At 62.8% G+C, this 19,553-nt stretch carries 20 protein-coding genes and 1 riboswitch; of the genes, 3 read left to right on the top strand and 17 right to left on the bottom strand.

What is annotated here, in order from left to right; genetic code table 11:
- Nucleotides 1-80 precede the first annotated feature (80 nt).
- The 12 genes from JFV30_RS04580 to cobO all read right to left on the bottom strand — a co-directional run bounded on the left by JFV30_RS04580 (nucleotide 81) and on the right by cobO (nucleotide 11,061).
- Complete coding sequence (locus JFV30_RS04580) at nucleotides 81-1,280, bottom strand: MFS transporter (protein WP_201126124.1); 1,200 nt, start codon at nucleotides 1,278-1,280, stop codon at nucleotides 81-83.
- Nucleotides 1,281-1,342: 62 nt separating this feature from the next.
- Entirely contained in the window at nucleotides 1,343-1,747 is a 405-nt protein-coding gene (locus JFV30_RS04575) for a MarR family winged helix-turn-helix transcriptional regulator (RefSeq protein ID WP_010176454.1), read from the bottom strand.
- Nucleotides 1,748-1,789: 42 nt separating this feature from the next.
- A complete protein-coding gene (locus tag JFV30_RS04570; RefSeq protein WP_201122145.1) occupies nucleotides 1,790-2,518 on the bottom strand; it encodes an adenosylcobinamide-GDP ribazoletransferase in 729 nt (242 codons plus the stop codon).
- Between the two features lie 2 nt (nucleotides 2,519-2,520).
- A complete protein-coding gene (cobC, locus tag JFV30_RS04565) occupies nucleotides 2,521-3,096 on the bottom strand; it encodes an alpha-ribazole phosphatase family protein (protein WP_201122143.1) in 576 nt (191 codons plus the stop codon).
- A complete protein-coding gene (gene cobT / locus JFV30_RS04560; protein ID WP_201122141.1) occupies nucleotides 3,093-4,148 on the bottom strand; it encodes a nicotinate-nucleotide--dimethylbenzimidazole phosphoribosyltransferase in 1,056 nt (351 codons plus the stop codon). The genes cobC and cobT overlap by 4 nt, the downstream gene beginning before the upstream one ends.
- A complete protein-coding gene (gene cobU, locus JFV30_RS04555) occupies nucleotides 4,145-4,666 on the bottom strand; it encodes a bifunctional adenosylcobinamide kinase/adenosylcobinamide-phosphate guanylyltransferase (protein ID WP_010176458.1) in 522 nt (173 codons plus the stop codon). The genes cobT and cobU overlap by 4 nt, the downstream gene beginning before the upstream one ends.
- 413 nt (nucleotides 4,667-5,079) lie before the next feature.
- Nucleotides 5,080-6,531, bottom strand: coding sequence for a cobyric acid synthase (locus tag JFV30_RS04550; RefSeq protein ID WP_201122139.1), 1,452 nt, complete (start codon nucleotides 6,529-6,531; stop codon nucleotides 5,080-5,082).
- Nucleotides 6,528-7,517 (bottom strand): threonine-phosphate decarboxylase CobD, encoded by a 990-nt coding sequence (gene cobD, locus JFV30_RS04545; RefSeq protein WP_169387380.1) that lies wholly within the window; start codon nucleotides 7,515-7,517, stop codon nucleotides 6,528-6,530. Before cobD ends, JFV30_RS04550 begins: the two co-directional genes overlap by 4 nt.
- The gene (cbiB, locus tag JFV30_RS04540) at nucleotides 7,510-8,418 is read right to left on the bottom strand and encodes an adenosylcobinamide-phosphate synthase CbiB (RefSeq protein WP_201122136.1); all 909 of its coding nucleotides are present in this window, start codon (nucleotides 8,416-8,418) and stop codon (nucleotides 7,510-7,512) included. The genes cobD and cbiB overlap by 8 nt, the downstream gene beginning before the upstream one ends.
- Nucleotides 8,415-9,065: a 5,6-dimethylbenzimidazole synthase gene (bluB, locus tag JFV30_RS04535; RefSeq protein WP_201122134.1), complete on the bottom strand. Its 651-nt coding sequence runs from the start codon at nucleotides 9,063-9,065 to the stop codon at nucleotides 8,415-8,417. Before bluB ends, cbiB begins: the two co-directional genes overlap by 4 nt.
- A complete protein-coding gene (locus tag JFV30_RS04530; RefSeq protein WP_201122132.1) occupies nucleotides 9,062-10,453 on the bottom strand; it encodes a cobyrinate a,c-diamide synthase in 1,392 nt (463 codons plus the stop codon). The genes bluB and JFV30_RS04530 overlap by 4 nt, the downstream gene beginning before the upstream one ends.
- Entirely contained in the window at nucleotides 10,450-11,061 is a 612-nt protein-coding gene (cobO, locus tag JFV30_RS04525) for a cob(I)yrinic acid a,c-diamide adenosyltransferase (RefSeq protein WP_003210751.1), read from the bottom strand. The genes JFV30_RS04530 and cobO overlap by 4 nt, the downstream gene beginning before the upstream one ends.
- Nucleotides 11,062-11,141: 80 nt before the next feature.
- Nucleotides 11,142-11,378: riboswitch (cobalamin riboswitch) on the bottom strand.
- A gap of 99 nt (nucleotides 11,379-11,477) precedes the next feature.
- On the opposite strand from cobO, the gene JFV30_RS04520 reads away from it, so the two are divergent.
- Nucleotides 11,478-12,791 carry a PQQ-dependent sugar dehydrogenase gene (locus JFV30_RS04520; protein WP_201122130.1) on the top strand — a complete coding sequence of 438 codons (1,314 nt, stop codon included), beginning with the start codon at nucleotides 11,478-11,480 and terminating at the stop codon, nucleotides 12,789-12,791.
- 50 nt (nucleotides 12,792-12,841) lie between these two features.
- On the opposite strand, the gene JFV30_RS04515 is transcribed toward JFV30_RS04520, so the two are convergent.
- The 5 genes from JFV30_RS04515 to JFV30_RS04495 all read right to left on the bottom strand — a co-directional run bounded on the left by JFV30_RS04515 (nucleotide 12,842) and on the right by JFV30_RS04495 (nucleotide 17,476).
- Nucleotides 12,842-13,384, bottom strand: coding sequence for a C40 family peptidase (locus JFV30_RS04515; protein ID WP_003210749.1), 543 nt, complete (start codon nucleotides 13,382-13,384; stop codon nucleotides 12,842-12,844).
- 144 nt (nucleotides 13,385-13,528) lie between these two features.
- Complete coding sequence (locus JFV30_RS04510) at nucleotides 13,529-14,173, bottom strand: C40 family peptidase (protein ID WP_063032442.1); 645 nt, start codon at nucleotides 14,171-14,173, stop codon at nucleotides 13,529-13,531.
- 213 nt (nucleotides 14,174-14,386) lie between these two features.
- Entirely contained in the window at nucleotides 14,387-15,091 is a 705-nt protein-coding gene (gene hda / locus JFV30_RS04505) for a DnaA regulatory inactivator Hda (RefSeq protein WP_010176467.1), read from the bottom strand.
- A gap of 217 nt (nucleotides 15,092-15,308) precedes the next feature.
- Complete coding sequence (locus tag JFV30_RS04500; RefSeq protein ID WP_010176468.1) at nucleotides 15,309-16,382, bottom strand: AI-2E family transporter; 1,074 nt, start codon at nucleotides 16,380-16,382, stop codon at nucleotides 15,309-15,311.
- 53 nt (nucleotides 16,383-16,435) lie between these two features.
- Complete coding sequence (locus JFV30_RS04495) at nucleotides 16,436-17,476, bottom strand: DUF2066 domain-containing protein (protein ID WP_201122128.1); 1,041 nt, start codon at nucleotides 17,474-17,476, stop codon at nucleotides 16,436-16,438.
- A gap of 360 nt (nucleotides 17,477-17,836) precedes the next feature.
- Between JFV30_RS04495 and purM the strand changes: the two genes are divergently transcribed.
- Together purM and purN are read left to right on the top strand one after the other, a co-directional pair.
- Nucleotides 17,837-18,895, top strand: a complete 1,059-nt coding sequence (purM, locus tag JFV30_RS04490; protein WP_063032448.1) for a phosphoribosylformylglycinamidine cyclo-ligase — start codon at nucleotides 17,837-17,839, stop codon at nucleotides 18,893-18,895.
- On the top strand, nucleotides 18,895-19,545 hold the full coding sequence (gene purN, locus JFV30_RS04485; RefSeq protein ID WP_201122126.1) for a phosphoribosylglycinamide formyltransferase: 651 nt from the start codon (nucleotides 18,895-18,897) through the stop codon (nucleotides 19,543-19,545). Before purM ends, purN begins: the two co-directional genes overlap by 1 nt.
- The last annotated feature ends 8 nt before the right edge of the window (nucleotides 19,546-19,553 follow it).

The following is a 19,553-nucleotide window of genomic DNA, read 5'->3' as shown; positions in this document are numbered from 1 at the left end:
GCCGCCCTGTTGCCAGCCCCACCACGCCAACAGCAGCAAGACTCCTGCTCCTGCTGCGCCGAGCCAATGCCAGGTCGAATTCATGCCACCCCCATTTGCGCCTGCAAACGTGCCACCGGGCGCTCGCGCACCGGCCAGTTCAAGGCCGCTGCCACCAGGCTCAGGACGATTGCCACTTGCCAGATCAAATCGTAGCTACCGGTTCGATCATAGACCACTCCGCCCAGCCAGCCGCCGAGGAACGAGCCGAGTTGGTGGAACAGGAACACGATCCCACCGAGCATGGAAAGATTTCTGACCCCGAACAAGGTCGCGACCGTACCGTTGGTCAGCGGTACCGTGGACAGCCACAAGAAGCCCATCGCCATGCCAAACAGGTAGGCGCTGGTTTGCGTCACGGGCGCCCACAGGAAGATCACAATCACCACCGCCCGCAGCAGGTACAAACCGGTCAGCAAGCGCGGCTTGGACATGCGCCCGCCGAGCCAGCCGGCGGTATAGGTGCCGAAGATATTAAACAGCCCGATCAATGCCAGCACCGTGGTGCCCACGGAAGCCGGCAAGTGCTGGTCCACCAGGTACGACGGCAAGTGCACACCGATAAACACCACTTGGAAACCGCAGACAAAAAAACCGAACGCCAACAACCAGAACCCTGAATGGGAACAGGCCTCACGCAAGGCCTCGCGCAAAGTTTGTTGACCGGCCACCGCTGGCAGCGGGCGGTCCTTGAGCATGATCACCAACGGCACGATCAACGCCACCATCACTCCCAGCACCAGCAATGCGGCGGACCAGCCAAGCCAGCCGATCAAACCGAGGGTGCCCGGCAACATGGCGAACTGGCCGAACGAACCAGCGGCGCTGGCGATACCCATGGCCATGCTGCGTTTTTCCGGCGCCACGGCACGCCCCACCACCCCGAGGATCACCGAGAACGAGGTGCCCGACAGGCCAATGCCAATCAGCAAGCCGGCGCTCAGCGACAACGACCACGCCGAATCCGACAAGCCCATGAACACCAGGCCCAGCGCGTAAAGCACGCCACCGATCATCACCACCTTGGCGGCGCCGAAGCGGTCGGCCAGGGCGCCAGTAAACGGCTGCGCCAGGCCCCAGATGAGGTTTTGCAGGGCAATGGCAAAGGCAAAGGTTTCTCGGCCCCAGCCGAACTCGGCACTCATGGGCGCCAGGAACAGGCCAAAGCCATGCCGTACGCCGAGGGACAACGCCAGGATCAACGCACTCCCCACAAGAATCCAGCCGCTGGTGCGCCACATCGAGGTCATTTCTTATTCTCCGTTCGCGGGTATATACCCGCTTGTCATCGAACAAACCCGCGTCAAGCGAGTTCATCCAGCAAGGCCAACAGGGTTTCGCGCTTTTCGGCGCCCAACTGATCAATCAATTTCTGCTGCGCCGCTTCCCAGGCCGGCAATGCCGCGGCAAGCCGTTCGTTGCCCGCCTCGGTCAGCAACACCAGGCGGTTACGCAAGTCATCGCCCTCCACCAACTGCACCAGGCCTTCGCCCTCCAGCACCCGCAGGTTGCGCCCCAGCGTGCTGCGATCCAGGCCCATGGCATCGGCCAGGCTGGAAATGCTCGGTTGATCGAGGCGCTGCAGATTACACAGCAGAGAATACTGGGCAACGTTGATCCCGAAGCCATCGAGAGCGCCGTCGTAATGCCTGCTGACGCCACGAGCGGCGCGACGCAGGTTGGTGCATAAACATTGGGAGGCAAGCATGGAGCGTGTATATACCCGGGATTAATGAAATGCAAGAAACTGTTACAGCGCCAGACCGATCAACACCGCGACTTCCAGCAGTTCCAGCAGCGCGCCAGCGGTGTCGCCGGTGGTGCCGCCGAGGCGATTGACCATCAGTTGGCGCAAGCCGATAAAGCACAGGGCCGCCAGCAACACGGCAATCCCGCCACTGAAGCCGCCGATCAGGATACACGCCAGACCGCTGAGGATCAGCACCTGTTGGCCGACGATGCGTGGCAGATGATCCGCCAACGCCTGCCCCAACCCACCGGCACGTACGTACCGCGTGGTGAGAAACAGCGCCAGCATCGACGCGCGACCGATCAACGGTGCGAGGATCAGCGCGGCGCCGTTGTGTTTCTCGATCAATGCCACCAATGCGGTGAATTTGAGCAGCAACACCAGGCCCAGGGTGACCACCGCGATCGGCCCGCTGCGCGGGTCTTTCATGATGGTCAGGGTACGCTCGCGGTCGCCGAAGCCACCGAGCCAGGCGTCAGCGCTGTCGGCCAGGCCGTCCAGGTGCAGGCCGCCGCTGAGCAACACCCACGCGGTCAACAGCAGCGCGGCATGCAGCAGCAAGGGTGCGCCCATCAACACGGCGTTCACGCCCCACAGCAGTAGCCCGAACAAGAGCCCCACCACGGGATAAAACAGCAAAGACCGCCCCAGTTCCTGCGGTTGCGGCATGCCCGGCAAGCGAATCGGCAGGCTGCTGAGGAACTGCAAGGCGATCCAGAACGGCAGCATGTTTAGATTCCTTCCTTTAATACGCCATGCGCCTCGACCTGCAGGCTGAACAGGCCACCGTGGCCGACTTCGACATTCAACAACTGCTCACGCGGCAAACCGCGCGCCTGGGCGAGCAATAAACGCATGACCCCGCCGTGGCTGATCAGCAGCACGCGCTGGCCGTCATACGCTTGATACAAGCGGGCGACAGCGCCCAGTACTCGCGCGGAAAACTGCGACACCGGCTCGCCCTCGGGCGGTGTGAAGCGGTAGGGATCGGCCCAGAATAGCCCCAACGCGTCGGCGTCTGTCTCCATCAAGGCCGCAGCGCTCTGCCCTTCCCAGGCGCCGAAATGCAGCTCCTGCAAATCTTTTTCCAGCGTGACCGGCAGGTTAAGGCGCGCGCCCAGCTCCTCGGCAAATCGCGCACAACGTTGCAACGGCGAACTGACCAGACGGTCCCACGGGCCCTGCTCCACCACCGCCGCACGCATCTGTTCCCAGCCCCTGGCGGTGAGCGCGTCATCCAGGCTGCCGCGCAAGCCGCCGCCCAGTTCGGTTTCGCCGTGGCGCAGCAGGTCCAGGTGCAGGGTCATGCCGGGCGGTCCGCCACGGCTGCTTCGGCGAAGGTTGCCATCTGCCCGTGCAGCGCACAGGCCAGGCGCAGCAACGGCACGGCCAGCGCAGCGCCACTGCCTTCGCCCAGGCGCAGGCCGAGTTCCAGCAGCGGTTCGGCGTTGAGGCTTTGCAGCACATGACGATGGCCAGGCTCGGCACCGCGATGGCCGAACAGCAGCCATTCGCGACAGGCCGGGTTAAGGCGCGTGGCGACCAGTGCGGCAACCGTGCAGATAAAGCCGTCCACCAGCACCACCACGCCCTCTTGGGCACAGGCCAGGTAGGCGCCCACCAGCGCGGCAATTTCGAAGCCGCCGAGGTTGAACAGGGTTTTCAGTGCGTCATCACGGTCGCCAGCGTGCAGGGCCAGGGCGCGTTCGATGACGGCGACTTTGTGGCTGACACCCTGAGCGTTCAGGCCGGTGCCGGGTCCAGTGAGGTCACTGACCTGGCAGTCCAGCAGCGCGCAGGCCAGGGCGCTGGCGGCGGTGGTGTTGCCGATGCCCATTTCGCCGCCAATAAACAGCTGCGCGCCGCTCGCAATAGCGCGGTGCACGCTGTCGCGGCCGGCTTGCAGGGCCAGTCGGCCCTGGGCTTCAGTCATTGCCGGGCCATTGGCGAAGTTGGCGGTGCCGGCACCGATGTTGAGGTGGCGCACGCCGGGCAGGTTCAATGTGGGGGTGATGGTGCCGAGGTCGACCACTTCCAGTTTCGCGTCGAGTTGGCGCGCCAGCACGCTGATGGCGGCGCCGCCGGTGACGAAGTTGTGGAGCATCTGGCCGGTGACTTCCTGAGGGAAGGCGGAGACCCCTTCCTCGACGACGCCGTGGTCGCCGGCGAAGATAGCGATCCACAAGTGGTCGACGCTGGGTTTCACCTGGCCCTGAAGGCCGGCCAGTTGTACCGCGACGGCTTCCAGTTGGCCGAGGGAACCGGCGGGTTTGGTCAGTTGCTGCTGGCGGGCCAGGGCTTGCTCGTGAGCCAGCGGATCGATTGCTTTGCAGGGTTTGAGCCACCAGGTGTCGGTCATAACGCAGTACCTTTTAAAGTCAGGGGCAGGCCGGCGACGGTCAGGACAACGCGCTGACAACGCTCGGCCAAGGCTTGATGCAGCCAACCGGCTTCATCGACATAGCGGCGAGTCAATTCGCCCAGCGGCACGACACCCATTCCGGTCTCGTTGCTGACAAAAATGATTTCTCCTGGCAGGGAGGCCAGGGCTTGCAGCAGGGCTTCGCGCTCTTCCTTTAGACGGTCGGGGTCTTCGAGCATCAGCAGGTTGGTGAGCCATAGGGTCAGGCAGTCGACCAGCAGGCAATGGTTCGGGCTGGCGTTTTCCTTGAGCACGCGGGCCAGTTCGATGGGTTCCTCGATCAGGCCCCATTCGGCTGGGCGACGCTCGCGATGGTGGGCGACACGCGCACTCATTTCGCCGTCCAGGGGTTGGCTGGTGGCGATGTAGGTGACGCTCAGGCCGCTGTCGGTGGCGAGTTTTTCAGCCAGGCGGCTTTTGCCGGAGCGGGCGCCGCCGAGAATCATTTGGAGCATGGCTGGAGCCTCTGTTTTTGACGGTGTGTGTATCCGTTATTTTCGTAACGGCGGCTAGGGTTTCCGCCCTTACGGTGGGTCACTTTTGAAAAGAGCCGGAATGCCGGCGAAGGTCGTTAACGATGACGTGGGCATCCTGATTCAACGCGGCGTTCTCAGGTTTTTCGCCGGCAAGCCGGCTCCTACAGAAGAGCGGCGTTTGATCTTGATCTGCGGGCCCCGTCAACCACGATGGCCGCAAGCAGGCACGGTGGAGCCTAGGCGAGGCACCGAGTGGTGGGGCAAAGACCTTTTGGTTACTTTTGGCTGGGCCGGCATTCCGGGCGTTTGCCAAAAGTGACCCGCTGTAAGAGCGGAACCATAGGTCGCCGTTACCTAAACAACGGATATGTACACGGTCCAATACCAACAACTCAAACCCCACACAACGAACGCAGCAACCCAGTATCCAAATGCCGCTCTACCAGATCCGCCAACCGCTCAATATCCCGCTCCCGCAACCCGTGATAATCCACCTCTTGCACATCCTCCAACCCCGCCCACCGCAACAATGCACTGCATGCCGCCGGCGTCTCAAACAACCCATGCAAATAGGTCCCGAGAATCTGCCCATCCTCACTCTGCGCACCATCAGTGCGCCCATCGTCCAACTGCACCGCAGGTCTCAATAAACCGGCGCCACTGGTTACACCCGCGTGGATCTCATACCCACTCACCTCGGCCTCCTCCAGCAACAACCGCCCCCGCACATTGCGCAGCTGCTTCTCTTCTTCCAGCGTCGTACTGAACCCCAACAACCCAAGACCGGCGCTCGAACCGCAAGGCCCTTCCAACCCAAGCGGGTCATGCACCTGCTCGCCGAGCATCTGCAACCCACCACAAATCCCCAACACCTTCCCGCCATAACGCAGGTGCCGCGCCACGGCGGTGTCCCACCCATTGGCCCGCAAATACGCCAGATCACTGCGCACACTCTTCGAGCCCGGCAAAATAATCAGGTCCGCCGCCGGAATCGCCTGCCCCGGCCCGACAAACTGCAAATCCACCTGCGGGTGCAACCGCAACGGATCAAAATCCGTGTGATTGCTGATACGCGGCAACACCGGCACCACCACCTTGAGCACCTGCGCCGCCTTGTCGATCTGGCGCTGGTCGATACCGTCCTCCGCCTCCAGGTGCAAGTCCATCACGTACGGCAACACCCCCACCACCGGCTTGCCGGTACGCGCCTCCAGCCAATCCAGCCCCGGCTGCAACAGCGCAATGTCCCCGCGAAACCGGTTGATGATGAAGCCTTTGACCCGCGCCTGTTCGGTCGGCGACAGCAATTCCAGCGTGCCCACCAAATGCGCAAACACCCCGCCTCGATTGATGTCGGCGATCAGCAGCACCGGGCAGTCCACCGCTTCGGCAAAGCCCATATTGGCGATGTCATTCGCCCGCAGATTGATCTCTGCCGGCGAGCCCGCGCCCTCGACCATCACCACCGGATACGCCGCACTCAAACGCGCATGGGAGGCCAGCACTGCCTGCATCGCGATGGCTTTGTAATCGTGATAAGCCACGGCATTCATGGTGGTCACGGCGCGCCCATGGATAATCACCTGGGAGCCTGTGTCGCTGTTGGGCTTGAGCAGCACCGGGTTCATGTCGGTGTGGGGCGCCAGGTTGGCCGCCTGGGCCTGCACCGCCTGGGCGCGGCCGATCTCGCCACCTTCGGCAGTCACGGCACTGTTGAGGGCCATGTTCTGGGGTTTGAAGGGCACCACCGGGATGCCCTGGCGCACCAGCCAGCGGCAGAGTGCGGTCACCAGCGTGCTTTTGCCCGCGTCGGATGTGGTGCCCTGCACCATCAAAGTACTCATGAGGCGTCCTTGTAGGCGCTGAGCGCCTGTTCCAGCCGCAGCCAGTCGGCCTCGGTGTCCGGCAGGCCGAAACGCAGGCTGCTGTTGTCGACAAACAGGCGCAGCAGGATGCCGCGCTGGGCCATGAATTCATGCAGCTGCTCAGCCCGGTCGGTGATCATCCACTGGAACAGCGCGCAGCCGCCCTGAGGCCGCAAGTCGTGGCGCTCAAGCACGTCAAACAGACGCTGGCTGGCCGACTCGCAACGCAGCCGCTGTTGCACATGGCCGGCGGTATCGCGCAGGCACACTTGCCCCAGCACCCGCGTCGGCCCGCTGACGGCCCACGGCCCCACTTGCTCGGCGAGCAGTTTGAGCAGCTTGCGCTCGGCCAATACAAACCCCAGCCGTACCCCGGCCAGACCGAAGAATTTGCCGAACGAGCGCAGCACGATCAGGCCGACTTGATGAGCCTGGCTCGCCAGACTCAACTGCGGAGTGATGTCCATGAAGGCTTCATCCACCACCAGCCAGCCACCGCGCTGGGCCAGGCGTGCATGCCAGTCCAGCAAGCGTTGGGGCGACAGGCTCAGGCCGGTGGGGTTGTTGGGGTTGACCACCACCAGCACGTCGAGGCTGTCGAGGAAGAAGTCGACTTCCTGCTCCAGCACTTCGCGCACGATATAGCCGGCACGACGCCAGGCCTCCGCGTGCTCGGCGTAGCACGGCGACAACACGCCGACCTTGCCCGCCCGGCGCAGGCGCGGCAGTAACTGGATCGCGGCCTGGGAGCCAGCGACCGGCAGCACATGGGGCGCCCCATAATATTCGCAGGCGGCCTGTTCCAGGCCGTCATCGGTTTCTGGCAGGCGCGCCCAGGCCCGCAGCGGGATTTCCGGGATCGGGAACGGCCACGGCGCCAGGCCGCTGGACAGGTCCAGCCATTCGGCCTCGGGAATGCCGTATTGCATCGCCGCCTTGCGCAAGCGGCCACCGTGCTCAAGCATAAAATTCCGCCCCCACACACAGGATCAGCAACCACAGCCACACGCCGCGTTGCACCAGTTGCCAGCCGCGCTCGATGGAGTCTGCATCGGCGGGCGGGCCTTCGCCCAGTTGCGGGCGCTGGTGCAGTTCGCCGTGATAAATCGCCGCGCCGCCCAGCTCTACGCCGAGGGCGCCGGCACCCGCCGCCATCACCGGGCCGGCGTTGGGGCTGTCCCAGGTCGGGCCCTGGGTGCGCCAGCATTTGAGCGCCAGGCGGGTTTTGCCCAGCAGCGCGTAGGTCAACGCCACCAGGCGTGCCGGAATGTAGTTGAGCACGTCGTCGATCTTTGCTGCAGCCCAGCCGAAACGTTCAAAGCGTTCATTGCGATAGCCCCACATGGCATCCAGGGTGTTGCTCAGACGATAGAGCACCACGCCGGGCACGCCAGCAACCACAAACCAGAACAGTGCAGCGAATACCGCGTCGCTGCCGTTTTCCAGCACCGACTCGGTGGCCGCGCGGGCGACTTCGGTGTGGTCCAGTTCGCTGGTCTGGCGGCTGACCAGGTAGCTGACGCGCTGGCGCGCCTCGCCCAGGTCATCACTGCGCAGTGCCTGCGCCACTGGCAGCACGTGTTCGCCGAGGCTGCGCATGCCGAGCGCGCAATACAGCGCGAGGATTTCCAATACCCAACCGATGTAGGGCGCCCACGACAGGGCCGTGGCCAGCAGCGTCAGGGGCACCACCGCGATCACCCACGCCGTCACGCCATGGCTGCGCCAGCCACGGCCGCCGGAGTTGAAACGCTGCTCGATGCGCCCGGCAAAATTGCCGAACGCCACCAGCGGATGCCAGCGCCTGGGTTCGCCCAGCAGCGCATCCAGCGCCACGGCAGCGACACTCAGCAAGGCCACACTCATTGACTCACTCCCCAAACATTCTCATACAACATGTCGCTCAGTGGCCGTGGTTCGGTCCAGCCTTCGAGCTGCAACATCGGTGCCGGGTAGAACTCGGTCACCGGGCCCAGGCACAACACGGCCAGCGGTTTGGCGCCGGGCGGCAGGCCCAGCAGGTCGGCCAGGGCCTGGGGTTCGAACAGCGAGACCCAGCCCATGCCCAAACCTTCGACGCGGGCCGCCAGCCATAGATTCTGGATCGCACAGGACAACGACGCCATGTCCATTTCCGGCAAAGTGCGGCGCCCGAAGATATGCCGCTCGCGGTCGTCCATCAGGGCAGCCACCAGCACTTCGGCGCAGTCGTTGATGCCTTCGACCTTGAGCTTCATGAACTGGTCGGAACGCTCGCCGAGGGCTTCGGCGGTGCGTACGCGCTCCTCTTCCACCAGTTGCTGGATCTGCCCGCGCAGGTTGCGGTCACTGATGCGGATAAACCGCCAGGGCTGCATCAAGCCGACGCTCGGCGCCTGGTGCGCGGCTTGCAGCAGGCGATGGAGCAATTGCGGCGCAACGCTGCCGCCGCTGAAGTGACGCATGTCGCGGCGTTCGGCGATGGCGCGGTAAACGGCTTCGCGGTCGGCTTCGGGAAAGGCGTTGTCCGTCATGGCCTCTTCGCGAGCAAGCCCGCTCCCACATTGGATTGCGTTTCAACTCGGTCAAGTGTGGGAGCTGGCTTGCCTGCGATGGCGGTCTGATGGTCCGGCGCAAACAAGGCAGCCACCGCCACCGGGTTGGACGGGAAATAAAAGTGCACGTAGGACGCCGTCATCCGGCCCTGACGGTAAACCGCCTCGGCGCCGCGCCCGCCATTCGGGCTCAGGCCCCGGGCAATCGGCTGCCACTCGGTGCTGGTCAGCGAATGATGGTAGGTGTGGCCGCGCAACAGGCCTTCGGGCAGTTCGACGTTTTGCAGTGCCAACGCTGCCAGGCGTTTTTGCATGACGGCATCGCCCTGGAGCAAGCCGACCAGTTCAGCACGGGTACCGTCGACATCGGTGAGCGAATCCAGCAAATAGAGCATGCCGCCGCATTCGGCCAGCAGTGGCTTGCCGGCGGCGTGGTGGGCACGGATGGCGTCGAGCATCGCGGTATTTTCCGACAACGCCTGGTGATGCAATTCCGGGTAACCGCCGGGCAGGTACAGGCTGTCAGCTTTAGGCAATGCGCGGTCACGAATCGGCGAGAAGAAACGCAGCTCGGCGCCCATCGCCCGCAGCAGGTCGAGGCTGGCGCCGTAGGTAAAGGCAAACGCTTCGTCGCGCGCCACGGCAATACGCACGCCGGCCAGCAACGGTTGGGCCTCGATCACCTCGGGCGCGGCGAATTCCACCGGCGGTGGCAGCGCTACCTCGCAGCTGCTGCCCAGGGCCTGGGCGGCGGCATCGAGGCGCAGGTCGAGGTCGTTCAATTCGCTGGCCTGCACCAGGCCAAGGTGGCGACTGGGCAACTCGATGCCGGTTTCCCGGGACAGCGCGCCGTACCAGCGCAGGCCTTCGGTGAGGCTGCCTTCAAGCAATTGCGCATGGCGCAGGGTGCCGACGCGGTTGGCCAGCACGCCGGCGAACGGCAGGTCCGGCTGGTAGCGCGCCAGGCCCAACGCCAGGGCGCCGAAAGTCTGGGCCATGGCCGTACCGTCGATCACCGCCAGCACCGGCACGCCAAAGTGGCGCGCCAGGTCGGCACTGGACGGCGTGCCGTCGAACAGGCCCATCACGCCTTCGATCAGGATCAGGTCGGCTTCCCCCGCCGCTTCCCACAGCAACCGGCGACTTTCCTGCTCGCCCACCATCCACATGTCCAATTGGTAGACCGGCGCACCACTGGCGCGCTCGTGGATCATCGGGTCGAGAAAGTCCGGGCCGCATTTGAACACTCGCACCTTGCGCCCCAGGTTGCGGTGCAAGCGGGCGAGCGCGGCGGTGACGGTGGTTTTGCCCTGGCCAGACGCCGGTGCGGCGATCAGGACAGCAGGACAGTGACGGGGCTGATTCAAAGTTCGATGCCTTTCTGTGCCTTGATACCGGCCTGGAAGGCATGCTTGAGCATGCCCATTTCCGTCACGGTGTCGGCCATTTCGATCAATTCGGGTTTGGCACCACGGCCGGTTACCAGCACGTGTTGCATGGGCGGGCGGGCCTGCAGGTCGCTGAGCACCTGGTCCAGGTCGAGGTAGCCGTGCTTGAGGGCAATGTTCAGCTCATCCAGCACCACCAGGCCGATGGCCGGGTTTTGCAGCATTTCCCGGGAGACCGCCCAGGCGGCTTCGGCGGCAACGATGTCCCGCGCGCGGTCCTGGGTTTCCCAGGTAAAGCCTTCGCCCATCACGTGGAAGCGCACCTGCTCGGGGAAACGGCGGAAGAACAGTTCTTCGCCGGTGCTGTTGCGGCCCTTGATGAACTGCACCACGCCGCACTGCATGCCGTGGCCCATGGCCCGGGCCAGCATGCCAAAGGCCGAGCTGCTCTTGCCTTTGCCGTTGCCGGTGAGCACCAGCAGCAGCCCGCACTCGTTCGGTGAATTGGCAATGCGCTCGTCAATTACGGCTTTTTTGCGCAGCATGCGCGCCAGGTGGCGTTCGTCACGATCGGGGGATTCAGTCATGGCAGCTCTCCGTTGGGGCTGGACAAAAACGGCGGGCAGGAAAAAGACACATACAGACAGCCAAGCATCGCCCACCGTGATGCTGTTGGATGGATCAGGCCGGTCTCCGGGCTCATGAGTGACATGCAATGCCGAGGGTGCGCCTTCCCATATCGCGGGCGATACAGTGGCTTAAGGCACCGTCTTGACTCATTTACCGTTGCGGGGGCAGCGCCGGGATCGTGGCTGCACTGTAGAAAAGTACGCTCACTCACCGGCTTCCCTGTTTCACTCAGTCGGCGCGTACGCCACAGAGCACCTGAAACAAGCCGCGAAGGTTAGTGGGTTGGGGGTGGAGCGTCAATTAAAGCCGGACACGCGCGTGAACCATCGGGCCGGCGTGCACCTCTACCACTACAGGTATTAAGGAGAAAACCATGCACAAGACCCGACTTGCCCTACTGATCATGGTCGCCGGCACCCTCGCCGCCTGTGGTGAAAGCTCTACCCTGCAAGTGTCCGACGGCACCGGACCGTCGCCCAAGCTGCCGGAACCGAATAAAACCCTGATTCCCACGGTGAACATCGCGCCGGCGATCGGCTGGCCCGAAGGCACCCAGCCGACCCCGACGGCGGGCACTCAGGTCGCAGCGTTTGCCGAAGGCCTGGATCATCCGCGCTGGCTGTATGTGCTGCCCAATGGCGACGTGCTGGTGGCTGAAACCAATGCGCCACCCAAGCCGGATGATTCCAAGGGCATTCGTGGCTGGGTGATGGAGAAAGTCATGGGCCGCGCCGGCGCCGCCGTCCCCAGCCCGAACCGCATCACCCTGCTGCGGGACGCCGACCACGATGGCGTGGCCGAAACCCGCACGGTGTTCCTGGAGAACCTGAACTCGCCGTTCGGCATGACCCTGGTGGGCAACGACCTGTATGTCGCCGACTCGGACAAATTGCTGCGCTTCCCTTACCAGCCAGGCGAAACCTCGATCAAGGCAGCCGGCACCCCGGTGGTCGACTTGCCGGGTGGCAGCATTAACCACCACTGGACCAAGAACGTGGTCGCCAGCAAGGACGGCAGCAAGCTGTACGTGAGCGTGGGTTCGAACAGCAACGTCGGCGAAAACGGCCTGGAAGCGGAACAGGGGCGCGCCGCGATCTGGGAAGTGGACCGGGCCACCGGCCAGCACCGCATCTTCGCCTCCGGCCTGCGCAACCCCAACGGCATGGCCTGGGAACCACAAAGCGGAAAACTGTGGACGGCCGTCAACGAGCGCGATGAAATCGGCAGCGACCTGGTGCCGGACTACATCACCTCGGTCAAGGACGGGGCTTTTTACGGGTGGCCGTTCAGTTACTACGGGCAGCACGTGGATGTGCGGGTGACACCACAGAACCCGGACCTGGTGGCCAAGGCGATCGCACCGGACTACGCGGTAGGCCCGCACACGGCGTCCCTGGGGCTGACCTTTGCCGACGGCAACACGTTACCGGCGCAGTTCAGCAATGGCGCATTTATCGGCCAGCATGGTTCGTGGAACCGCAAGCCCCACAGTGGCTACAAGGTGATCTTCGTGCCGTTTGAGGCAGGCAAGCCCAAAGGCCAGCCGGTGGATGTGCTGACCGGGTTCCTCAACAGCGATGAGAAAGCCATGGGCCGTCCGGTCGGTGTGGTGATCGACAAACAAGGGGATTTGCTGGTGGCGGATGATGTGGGGAACAAGGTATGGCGGGTGTCGGCGGCTAAATAGCCCGCCCTGAAAAGCACTGTGGGAGCCTAGGCTCCCACAGTTGTTTTTGCTTATGGATTACGCGCGAGGTGCTCGGCCGGCAACACGCGCTTGGCACTCAGGTAGGCGTTCTGCCAATAGGCCTTGGAGAGCGTGTCCAGCTTCACCGTACCGCCGGTTTGCGGCGCGTGCACAAAGCGCCCTTCACCCACGTAGATCCCGGCATGGCTGACCTGCGAACCGCCACCGGTGGCGAAGAAGATCAGGTCACCGGTTTGCAGGTTGTTTTCGCTCACGTCCTGGGCGCGCATCACAATCAGCTCGCGCGTGGTGCGTGGCAGAGAGATGCCGGCCGCATCGCGGTAGACAAAACCGATCAGGCCACTGCAATCAAACCCCGAGTCCGGCGTGTTGCCGCCCCAGCGATAAGGCGTGCCCACCAGGCCCAGCGCACGAAAGAGCACGTCTTCGGCTGCCGGCGAGAAACTTTGGGTGGCGTAGGTGTTGAACACCGGCTTGGGCTTGACGGCCACGGGAGCAGGCGGAGGACGACTTGCGCAGGCGCTGAGCAGCGCGGCGCAAACGAGAAGAATTAGGCGGGCCGAGGTCGACATGGGCAGAACAATCCTGATCTGGATGCGGCTTTCGCTGCCGAACGTTGAAAAACAGAACGCGCAAGCAAAGCTCGCGCGATCGATTTACAACAATGTCCAGGGATTCTAGCGCTTACACGTCAAACTTCAAGTATCACTTTAACTTTACTTGCTGGCGGTAACGGTAGTCGGGGCCATCGCGAGGGCGCGCTTGGCTTCGATGAAGGTTTTGCTCCAGTAGCTGTCACCCAGGTTGTCGACTCGCACACCACCGCTGCGGCGGCTGCTGGAGTGGATAAACTGGTTGTCGCCCAAGTAGATACCGGCGTGACTGACACGACCACGGCCAGCCGTACTGAAGAAAAGCAGATCGCCGGGCTTGAGGTTGTTTCGTGCGACCAACGGTGCATCCACGTTGATCATTTCGCGGGTGGAGCGCGGCAGGTTCATGCCGGCTTCCTCACGGAACAGGTAGCCGATGAAACCGCTGCAGTCGAAACCGGCTTCAGAGGTACCGCCGAAACGGTAACGGGTACCGATCAGGGACATGCCGCGTTCGAGAATGCTGTCGGCCAGAACGGGAAGCTGGTAAGGCTTGGCGCCGGCGAAGTCGGCGAGTTCTTTTTCGGTAGCCTGCTCTTCTTTATAGAAAGCTTCCTGGTAAACAGTGGAAGACTGCGATGCTACGAACTTTGCCTGGGACTGTTGTGCTGGTTTTTGCTGCTCAGCCACGTTTTGAGTGTGGGTGGCGCAACCAAACAACAGGGTAACGAGTGCGAGAGGCACGAGGGGTGCGAAGCGATTTAGCATGGGCACGACCGTGGCTGATGTGTAAAGAAGACGAGACTATGCCCTCTATCACATCGATTTGCAAATTCAATCGTGATCTATGTGACTTCTTGTTTGGACTATGACATCTAAGCCCTTAACACCCTATGCAACCCATTTGCGTGGCCAAAACGGCCCAAACGCAGCTTTTCTGGCGCCTGGAATTTGCCGAAAGCCCCGACTTTGAAGGGTTGGCTACCAGCCGAGGGTTTCTTTAAGGAAGGGAATGGTGAGCTTGCGCTGAGCCTGTAATGAGGCTTGGTCGAGCTGTTCAAGCAAGTCGAACAGCGCGCTCATGCTGCGGGTGCCACGGGTGAGGATAAAATGCCCGACTTCGTCGGTCAGGTGCAACCCGCGACGGGAAGCACGCAGTTGCAGGGCACGCAATTTGTCTTCGTCGGACAACGGACGCATCTGGAAGATCAGCGCCAGGGTCAGCCGTGACTTCAAGTCCGCCAGCTTCACCGGCAACTCACGGGGCGAGGTCGATGCGGCAATCAACAGGCGTCGGCCGCTGTCACGCAAACGGTTGAACAGATGGAACAGCGCCTCTTCCCAATCCGCCCGCCCCGCGACCGCCTGCAAATCGTCCAGGCAGACCAGTTCGTATTGTTCAAGGTTGTCGAGGATCTCGATACCGCGGTCCAGCAGCTCCGCCAACGGCAGGTACACCGCCGGTTCACCCATCTGCTCGAAGCGCAGGCAAGCGGCCTGCAACAAGTGGGTACGCCCCACGCCATCCTTGCCCCAGAGGTAGATCAGGCTTTCGGTCCACCCGGCGTCGGCTTCGCAGAGCCGCTCGACATAGCCGAGTGCAGCGGCATTGGCGCCTGGGTAGTAATTGATAAAGGTGGCGTCGTCACGCAGACGCACACCTAGGGGCAGCTGAATCGGTTTCATGCTGACTGAACGGTTCCAATCGAACCGTTAGTGGCCTCTGTGTAAAGTTTGCAAAGTTTATACCCGTGACGCCGGGCGCACAATGCAGCAGACCACAAGCAAAATCAAAGGTTTGCGTTAACTTGTTGGATTTGGTGAAGATTGTTTGACGCACTGGCGAAACGCCAGTACCGATAAACGACAAACCCGGCCTTGAGCCGGGTTTGTGATGCTGCGGTTATAACTCCGGTTCGTCTGTTCCGGCGTACATGTCCGAGTCCTTGTACAAGTCGTGCACATGGCGCACCAGCACCATGATCACCGCCGCCACCGGCAGCGCCAGCAGAATGCCGGTAAAGCCGAACAACTCGCCGCCCGCCAGGATCGCAAAGATCACTGCCACCGGGTGCAGGCCGATCCGGTCGCCCACCAGCAACGGCGTCAGCACCATGCCTTCCAGGGCCTGGCCCACCATGAACACCGCGACAATTCCGAGCATCGGGTACAGGTCGCCGTGAAACTGGAACAGCCCGGCCACCAGCGCCGCGCCAATCCCGATCACGAAGCCCATGTACGGCACGATGGCCGCCAGGCCGGCGATCAGGCCGATCAACAGCCCCAATTCCAGGCCGATAGCCATCAGGCCCGCCGCATAGATGACCCCCAACGCCAGCATCACCAACAACTGGCCACGGACGAAGGCGCCGAGCACCTCATGACATTCCTCGGCCAGGGAGACCACGCGCTCTTCGCGGTCGCGCGGCAGCAGGCTGCGGATCTTGGCCATCATGATGTCCCAGTCCCGCAGCAGGTAGAACGCTACCACCGGGATCAGCACCAGGTTGGTCAGCCAGCCGATCAGCGCCAGGCTCGACGCCGTCGCCTGGCTCAGCACCACGCCGACGATGTCGGTGGTCTGGCCCATGTGCTCGCTGATGGCCGCCTTGACCTTGTCGAACTTCCAGAAACCGTCCGCCAGCCCCAGCTTGGCCTGCGCCCACGGCATGGCCGTGTGTTGCAGCCAGTCGAGCATCTGCGGCGCCAGTTCATAGAGCTTGAACAATTGCTTGGCCAGCATCGGCACCAGCACCAGCACCAATGCCGTGATGATCAACGTGAACAAGGCAAACACCGCCACCACGCCCCAGGTACGCGAGAGGCCGATCTTTTCCAGACGATCCACCACAGGATCGAACAGGTAAGCCAACAGCAACGCGACCAGGAACGGTGTCAGGATCGAATGCAGCAGGAACACAAAAACGCACAGCAGGACAATCCCGCCAAGCCACACCCAACGACGCGTATCCGCCATATACCACTCCGTCTGTTATTTGCTTCCTGCTTCTATATAAGGAGGAAGAACGCTTACCAATGAAAACGTAACTGCGGCGTCGGCTCGACCGGCGCCGGTTGTGCACCTTCCACCACCGGCTGCGGAGCCGGAGCTTCGCCTGCCGGGACTTCCTGCAACTTGGCCAGGCTCAACTGGCTGCGCAACTGCTCGGCACTGCCGTTCACCCGATACACGATGCGAGTGCCGTCCACACGCACCGGCTGGGCACCAAACGGCTCCAGCAGATGACCGAGGGCCGCGTAATGCTCCAGGTTCATGCCCTGCACTTCCAACAACTGATCACTGGTGGCAGCGCCGGCCTTGACCGCAAAGCGTGGCGCCAGGCGCTCGCTGACGGCCAGCAGCACGGCATCGGCCAACGCGGCGGTGTCAGCGCCGGTGGCAGTGCCCTGCTCGCTTTTATCGCCGAGCCACAGGCGCCATTTGGCCGACCATTGGCCACCGTCTTCACGGGCATGCACCGCCAGCAAGGCGTCGGCCCCGTAACGTTCTGAGGCGGCCCGCAATGGCGTGGCGTCAGGGCTTTCGAGATTTGGCGCGGTGGCGACGATTTGCTCGTCCAGGTCACCCAACGGCAGGCGCAACGGCAGACCACGGTGCTGGGCCGCACGGCGCAGTGGCTGGGCGACGGCCTGGCCATCGCCGACCAAACTGCTGCCTTCAACGGAATCGTTCAACCACCAACCGAGGATCGACGGCCGATTGCTGCCCCACAGCGCCAGGCCCGCGCCACGCAAGGCGCGATCGGTGCTGACCGGGTCGAAATCCACTTGCAGGCTTTCCGGAGGGCCGGCGTCGTAGCCGTACTGGCTGATGATCTGTTGCGGGTCCTTGCGAATCGCTGCCAGGGCCGGGCCATCGGCTGCCTTCGCGTCGCCGGTCAGGCGGATCACCAGGGTTTGCACGGCGCGCTGGGTGGCCTGGTCACGCTCCTGAGGAGACTGACTGCTGACCGGCTCAAGTACTTGATAGAGGCCATTGAGGGTTTCGGCATGACTCGCCAGGCTGACCAACGACAAACAGCCCACAAAAAAATATTTACTCAGACCCATGAAAGAAGATTCCCGAACGGCAAAATAAGCGGTTGGAACAGACCGCGTGAACAGTGTTGAGCAAGGCTGTGACCACAGCGACCGGCAAAACATTCACAAGGCCTCGGCAAGTTTTTGTACTGTCATAACGATAGCGAGTTAAAGGCTATACCTTAATACGGCCCGTGACCGACTCGATTAGCGATTTTTTTAACAGCTATTGCCCCTGCCCGTCGGCCCGAGGATGGCCGCTGCCCCTCAAGCCTGATAAAATCGCGCGCCTTCGCAGACCGTCAATGGCAGGCCATGCTGAAACTTCAGGTTTCGGTACACCCGCCGCATTCGGTCGTTACCCCTGAATCCCCCCTAAAGGCCTGGATCATGAGCAAGCAACCCTCCCTGAGCTACAAGGACGCCGGTGTAGACATCGACGCCGGTGAAGCATTGGTCGAACGCATCAAGAGCGTCGCCAAGCGCACTGCGCGCCCCGAAGTCATGGGCGGCCTGGGCGGTTTTGGCGCCCTCTGCGAAATCCCGGCCGGCTACAAGCAGCCTGTATTGGTCTCCGGCACCGACGGTGTGGGCACCAAGCTGCGCCTGGCACTGAACCTGAACAAGCACGACAGCATCGGCATCGACCTGGTTGCCATGTGCGTGAACGACCTGGTGGTGTGCGGCGCCGAGCCGCTGTTCTTCCTTGATTACTACGCCACCGGCAAGCTCAACGTCGAGACCGCGACCCAAGTGGTTACCGGCATCGGCGCCGGTTGCGAACTGTCCGGCTGCTCTCTGGTCGGCGGCGAAACCGCTGAAATGCCAGGCATGTACGAAGGCGAAGACTACGACCTGGCCGGCTTCTGCGTCGGTGTTGTAGAAAAATCCGAAATCATCGACGGCTCCAAAGTCGCAGCCGGTGACGCCCTGCTGGCTCTGCCATCCTCCGGCCCGCACTCCAACGGCTACTCGCTGATCCGCAAGATCATCGAAGTGTCCGGTGCCGACATCGAAACCATCCAGCTCGACGGCAAGCCTCTGACCGACCTGCTGATGGCCCCGACCCGCATCTACGTGAAGCCGTTGCTCAAGCTGATCAAGGACACCGGCGCCGTCAAGGCCATGGCCCACATCACCGGTGGCGGCCTGCTGGACAACATCCCGCGCGTGCTGCCTAAAGGCGCCCAGGCGATTGTCGACGTGGCCAGCTGGCAGCGCCCGGCAGTCTTCGACTGGCTGCAAGAGAAAGGCAACGTCAACGAAACCGAAATGCACCGCGTGCTGAACTGCGGCGTGGGCATGGTGATCTGCGTGGCTCAAGAGCACGTTGAAACCGCACTGAACGTACTGCGTGAAGCCGGCGAGCAGCCTTGGGTCATCGGCCAGATCGCCACCGCCCCTGAAGGCGCTGCCCAGGTTGAACTGAAGAACCTCAAGGCTCATTGATGTCCCAGACCTGTGATGTCGTGGTGCTGCTCTCCGGCACCGGCAGTAACTTGCAGGCCCTGATCGACAGCACGCGCACCGGCGACAGCCCGGTGCGCATCGCTGCGGTGATCTCCAACCGCAGCGACGCCTACGGCCTGCAACGCGCCAGGGACGCAGGTATCGACACCCGCTCCCTGGATCACAAGGCTTTCGAAGGCCGCGAGGCCTTCGACCGCGCCTTGATCGAACTGATCGACGCCTTCAATCCCAAACTCGTGGTACTGGCCGGCTTCATGCGCATTCTCAGCGCTGACTTCGTGCGCCACTACAACGGGCGCCTGCTGAATATCCACCCGTCCCTGCTGCCAAAATACAAAGGGTTACACACTCACCAGCGCGCCCTGGAGGCTGGCGACACCGAGCACGGCTGCAGCGTGCACTTTGTTACCGAGGAACTCGATGGCGGGCCTCTGGTCGTACAGGCAGTAGTTCCGGTAGAGTCTGCGGACTCTGCGCAGACGCTTGCGCAACGGGTTCACACCCAGGAACACAGGATTTACCCGCTGGCTGTTCGCTGGTTCGCTGAGGGGCGGTTGATTCTTGGCGACCACGGTGCATTATTGGACGGTCAGTTACTTGCGGCCAGCGGCCACTTGATTCGAACCTAGGAGACTTT

This window comes from Pseudomonas sp. TH32, from assembly GCF_016650855.1.
Taxonomy (GTDB): Bacteria; Pseudomonadota; Gammaproteobacteria; order Pseudomonadales; family Pseudomonadaceae; genus Aquipseudomonas.
Note: the sequence above shows the minus strand (reverse complement) of the source record. Positions and strands in the feature narration are given on the sequence as shown.

Bases quoted from the DNA above. Each gene is read 5' to 3' on its own strand.
- cbiB (WP_201122136.1), bottom strand. From the start codon at position 8,418: ATGAGTGTGGCCTTGCTGAGTGTCGCTGCCGTGGCGCTGGATGCGCTG.
- cobU (WP_010176458.1), bottom strand. From the start codon at position 4,666: ATGCTCCAAATGATTCTCGGCGGCGCCCGCTCCGGCAAAAGCCGCCTG.
- cobC (WP_201122143.1), bottom strand. From the start codon at position 3,096: ATGACCCTGCACCTGGACCTGCTGCGCCACGGCGAAACCGAACTGGGC.
- JFV30_RS04550 (WP_201122139.1), bottom strand. From the start codon at position 6,531: ATGAGTACTTTGATGGTGCAGGGCACCACATCCGACGCGGGCAAAAGC.
- JFV30_RS04575 (WP_010176454.1), bottom strand. From the start codon at position 1,747: ATGCTTGCCTCCCAATGTTTATGCACCAACCTGCGTCGCGCCGCTCGT.
- purN (WP_201122126.1), top strand. From the start codon at position 18,895: ATGTCCCAGACCTGTGATGTCGTGGTGCTGCTCTCCGGCACCGGCAGT.
- purM (WP_063032448.1), top strand. From the start codon at position 17,837: ATGAGCAAGCAACCCTCCCTGAGCTACAAGGACGCCGGTGTAGACATC.
- cobO (WP_003210751.1), bottom strand. From the start codon at position 11,061: ATGACTGAATCCCCCGATCGTGACGAACGCCACCTGGCGCGCATGCTG.
- JFV30_RS04495 (WP_201122128.1), bottom strand. From the start codon at position 17,476: ATGGGTCTGAGTAAATATTTTTTTGTGGGCTGTTTGTCGTTGGTCAGC.
- JFV30_RS04580 (WP_201126124.1), bottom strand. From the start codon at position 1,280: ATGTGGCGCACCAGCGGCTGGATTCTTGTGGGGAGTGCGTTGATCCTG.
- JFV30_RS04515 (WP_003210749.1), bottom strand. From the start codon at position 13,384: ATGTCGACCTCGGCCCGCCTAATTCTTCTCGTTTGCGCCGCGCTGCTC.
- JFV30_RS04520 (WP_201122130.1), top strand. From the start codon at position 11,478: ATGCACAAGACCCGACTTGCCCTACTGATCATGGTCGCCGGCACCCTC.
- JFV30_RS04510 (WP_063032442.1), bottom strand. From the start codon at position 14,173: ATGCTAAATCGCTTCGCACCCCTCGTGCCTCTCGCACTCGTTACCCTG.
- hda (WP_010176467.1), bottom strand. From the start codon at position 15,091: ATGAAACCGATTCAGCTGCCCCTAGGTGTGCGTCTGCGTGACGACGCC.
- cobD (WP_169387380.1), bottom strand. From the start codon at position 7,517: ATGCTTGAGCACGGTGGCCGCTTGCGCAAGGCGGCGATGCAATACGGC.
- JFV30_RS04570 (WP_201122145.1), bottom strand. From the start codon at position 2,518: ATGCTGCCGTTCTGGATCGCCTTGCAGTTCCTCAGCAGCCTGCCGATT.
- bluB (WP_201122134.1), bottom strand. From the start codon at position 9,065: ATGACGGACAACGCCTTTCCCGAAGCCGACCGCGAAGCCGTTTACCGC.
- cobT (WP_201122141.1), bottom strand. From the start codon at position 4,148: ATGACCGACACCTGGTGGCTCAAACCCTGCAAAGCAATCGATCCGCTG.
- JFV30_RS04500 (WP_010176468.1), bottom strand. From the start codon at position 16,382: ATGGCGGATACGCGTCGTTGGGTGTGGCTTGGCGGGATTGTCCTGCTG.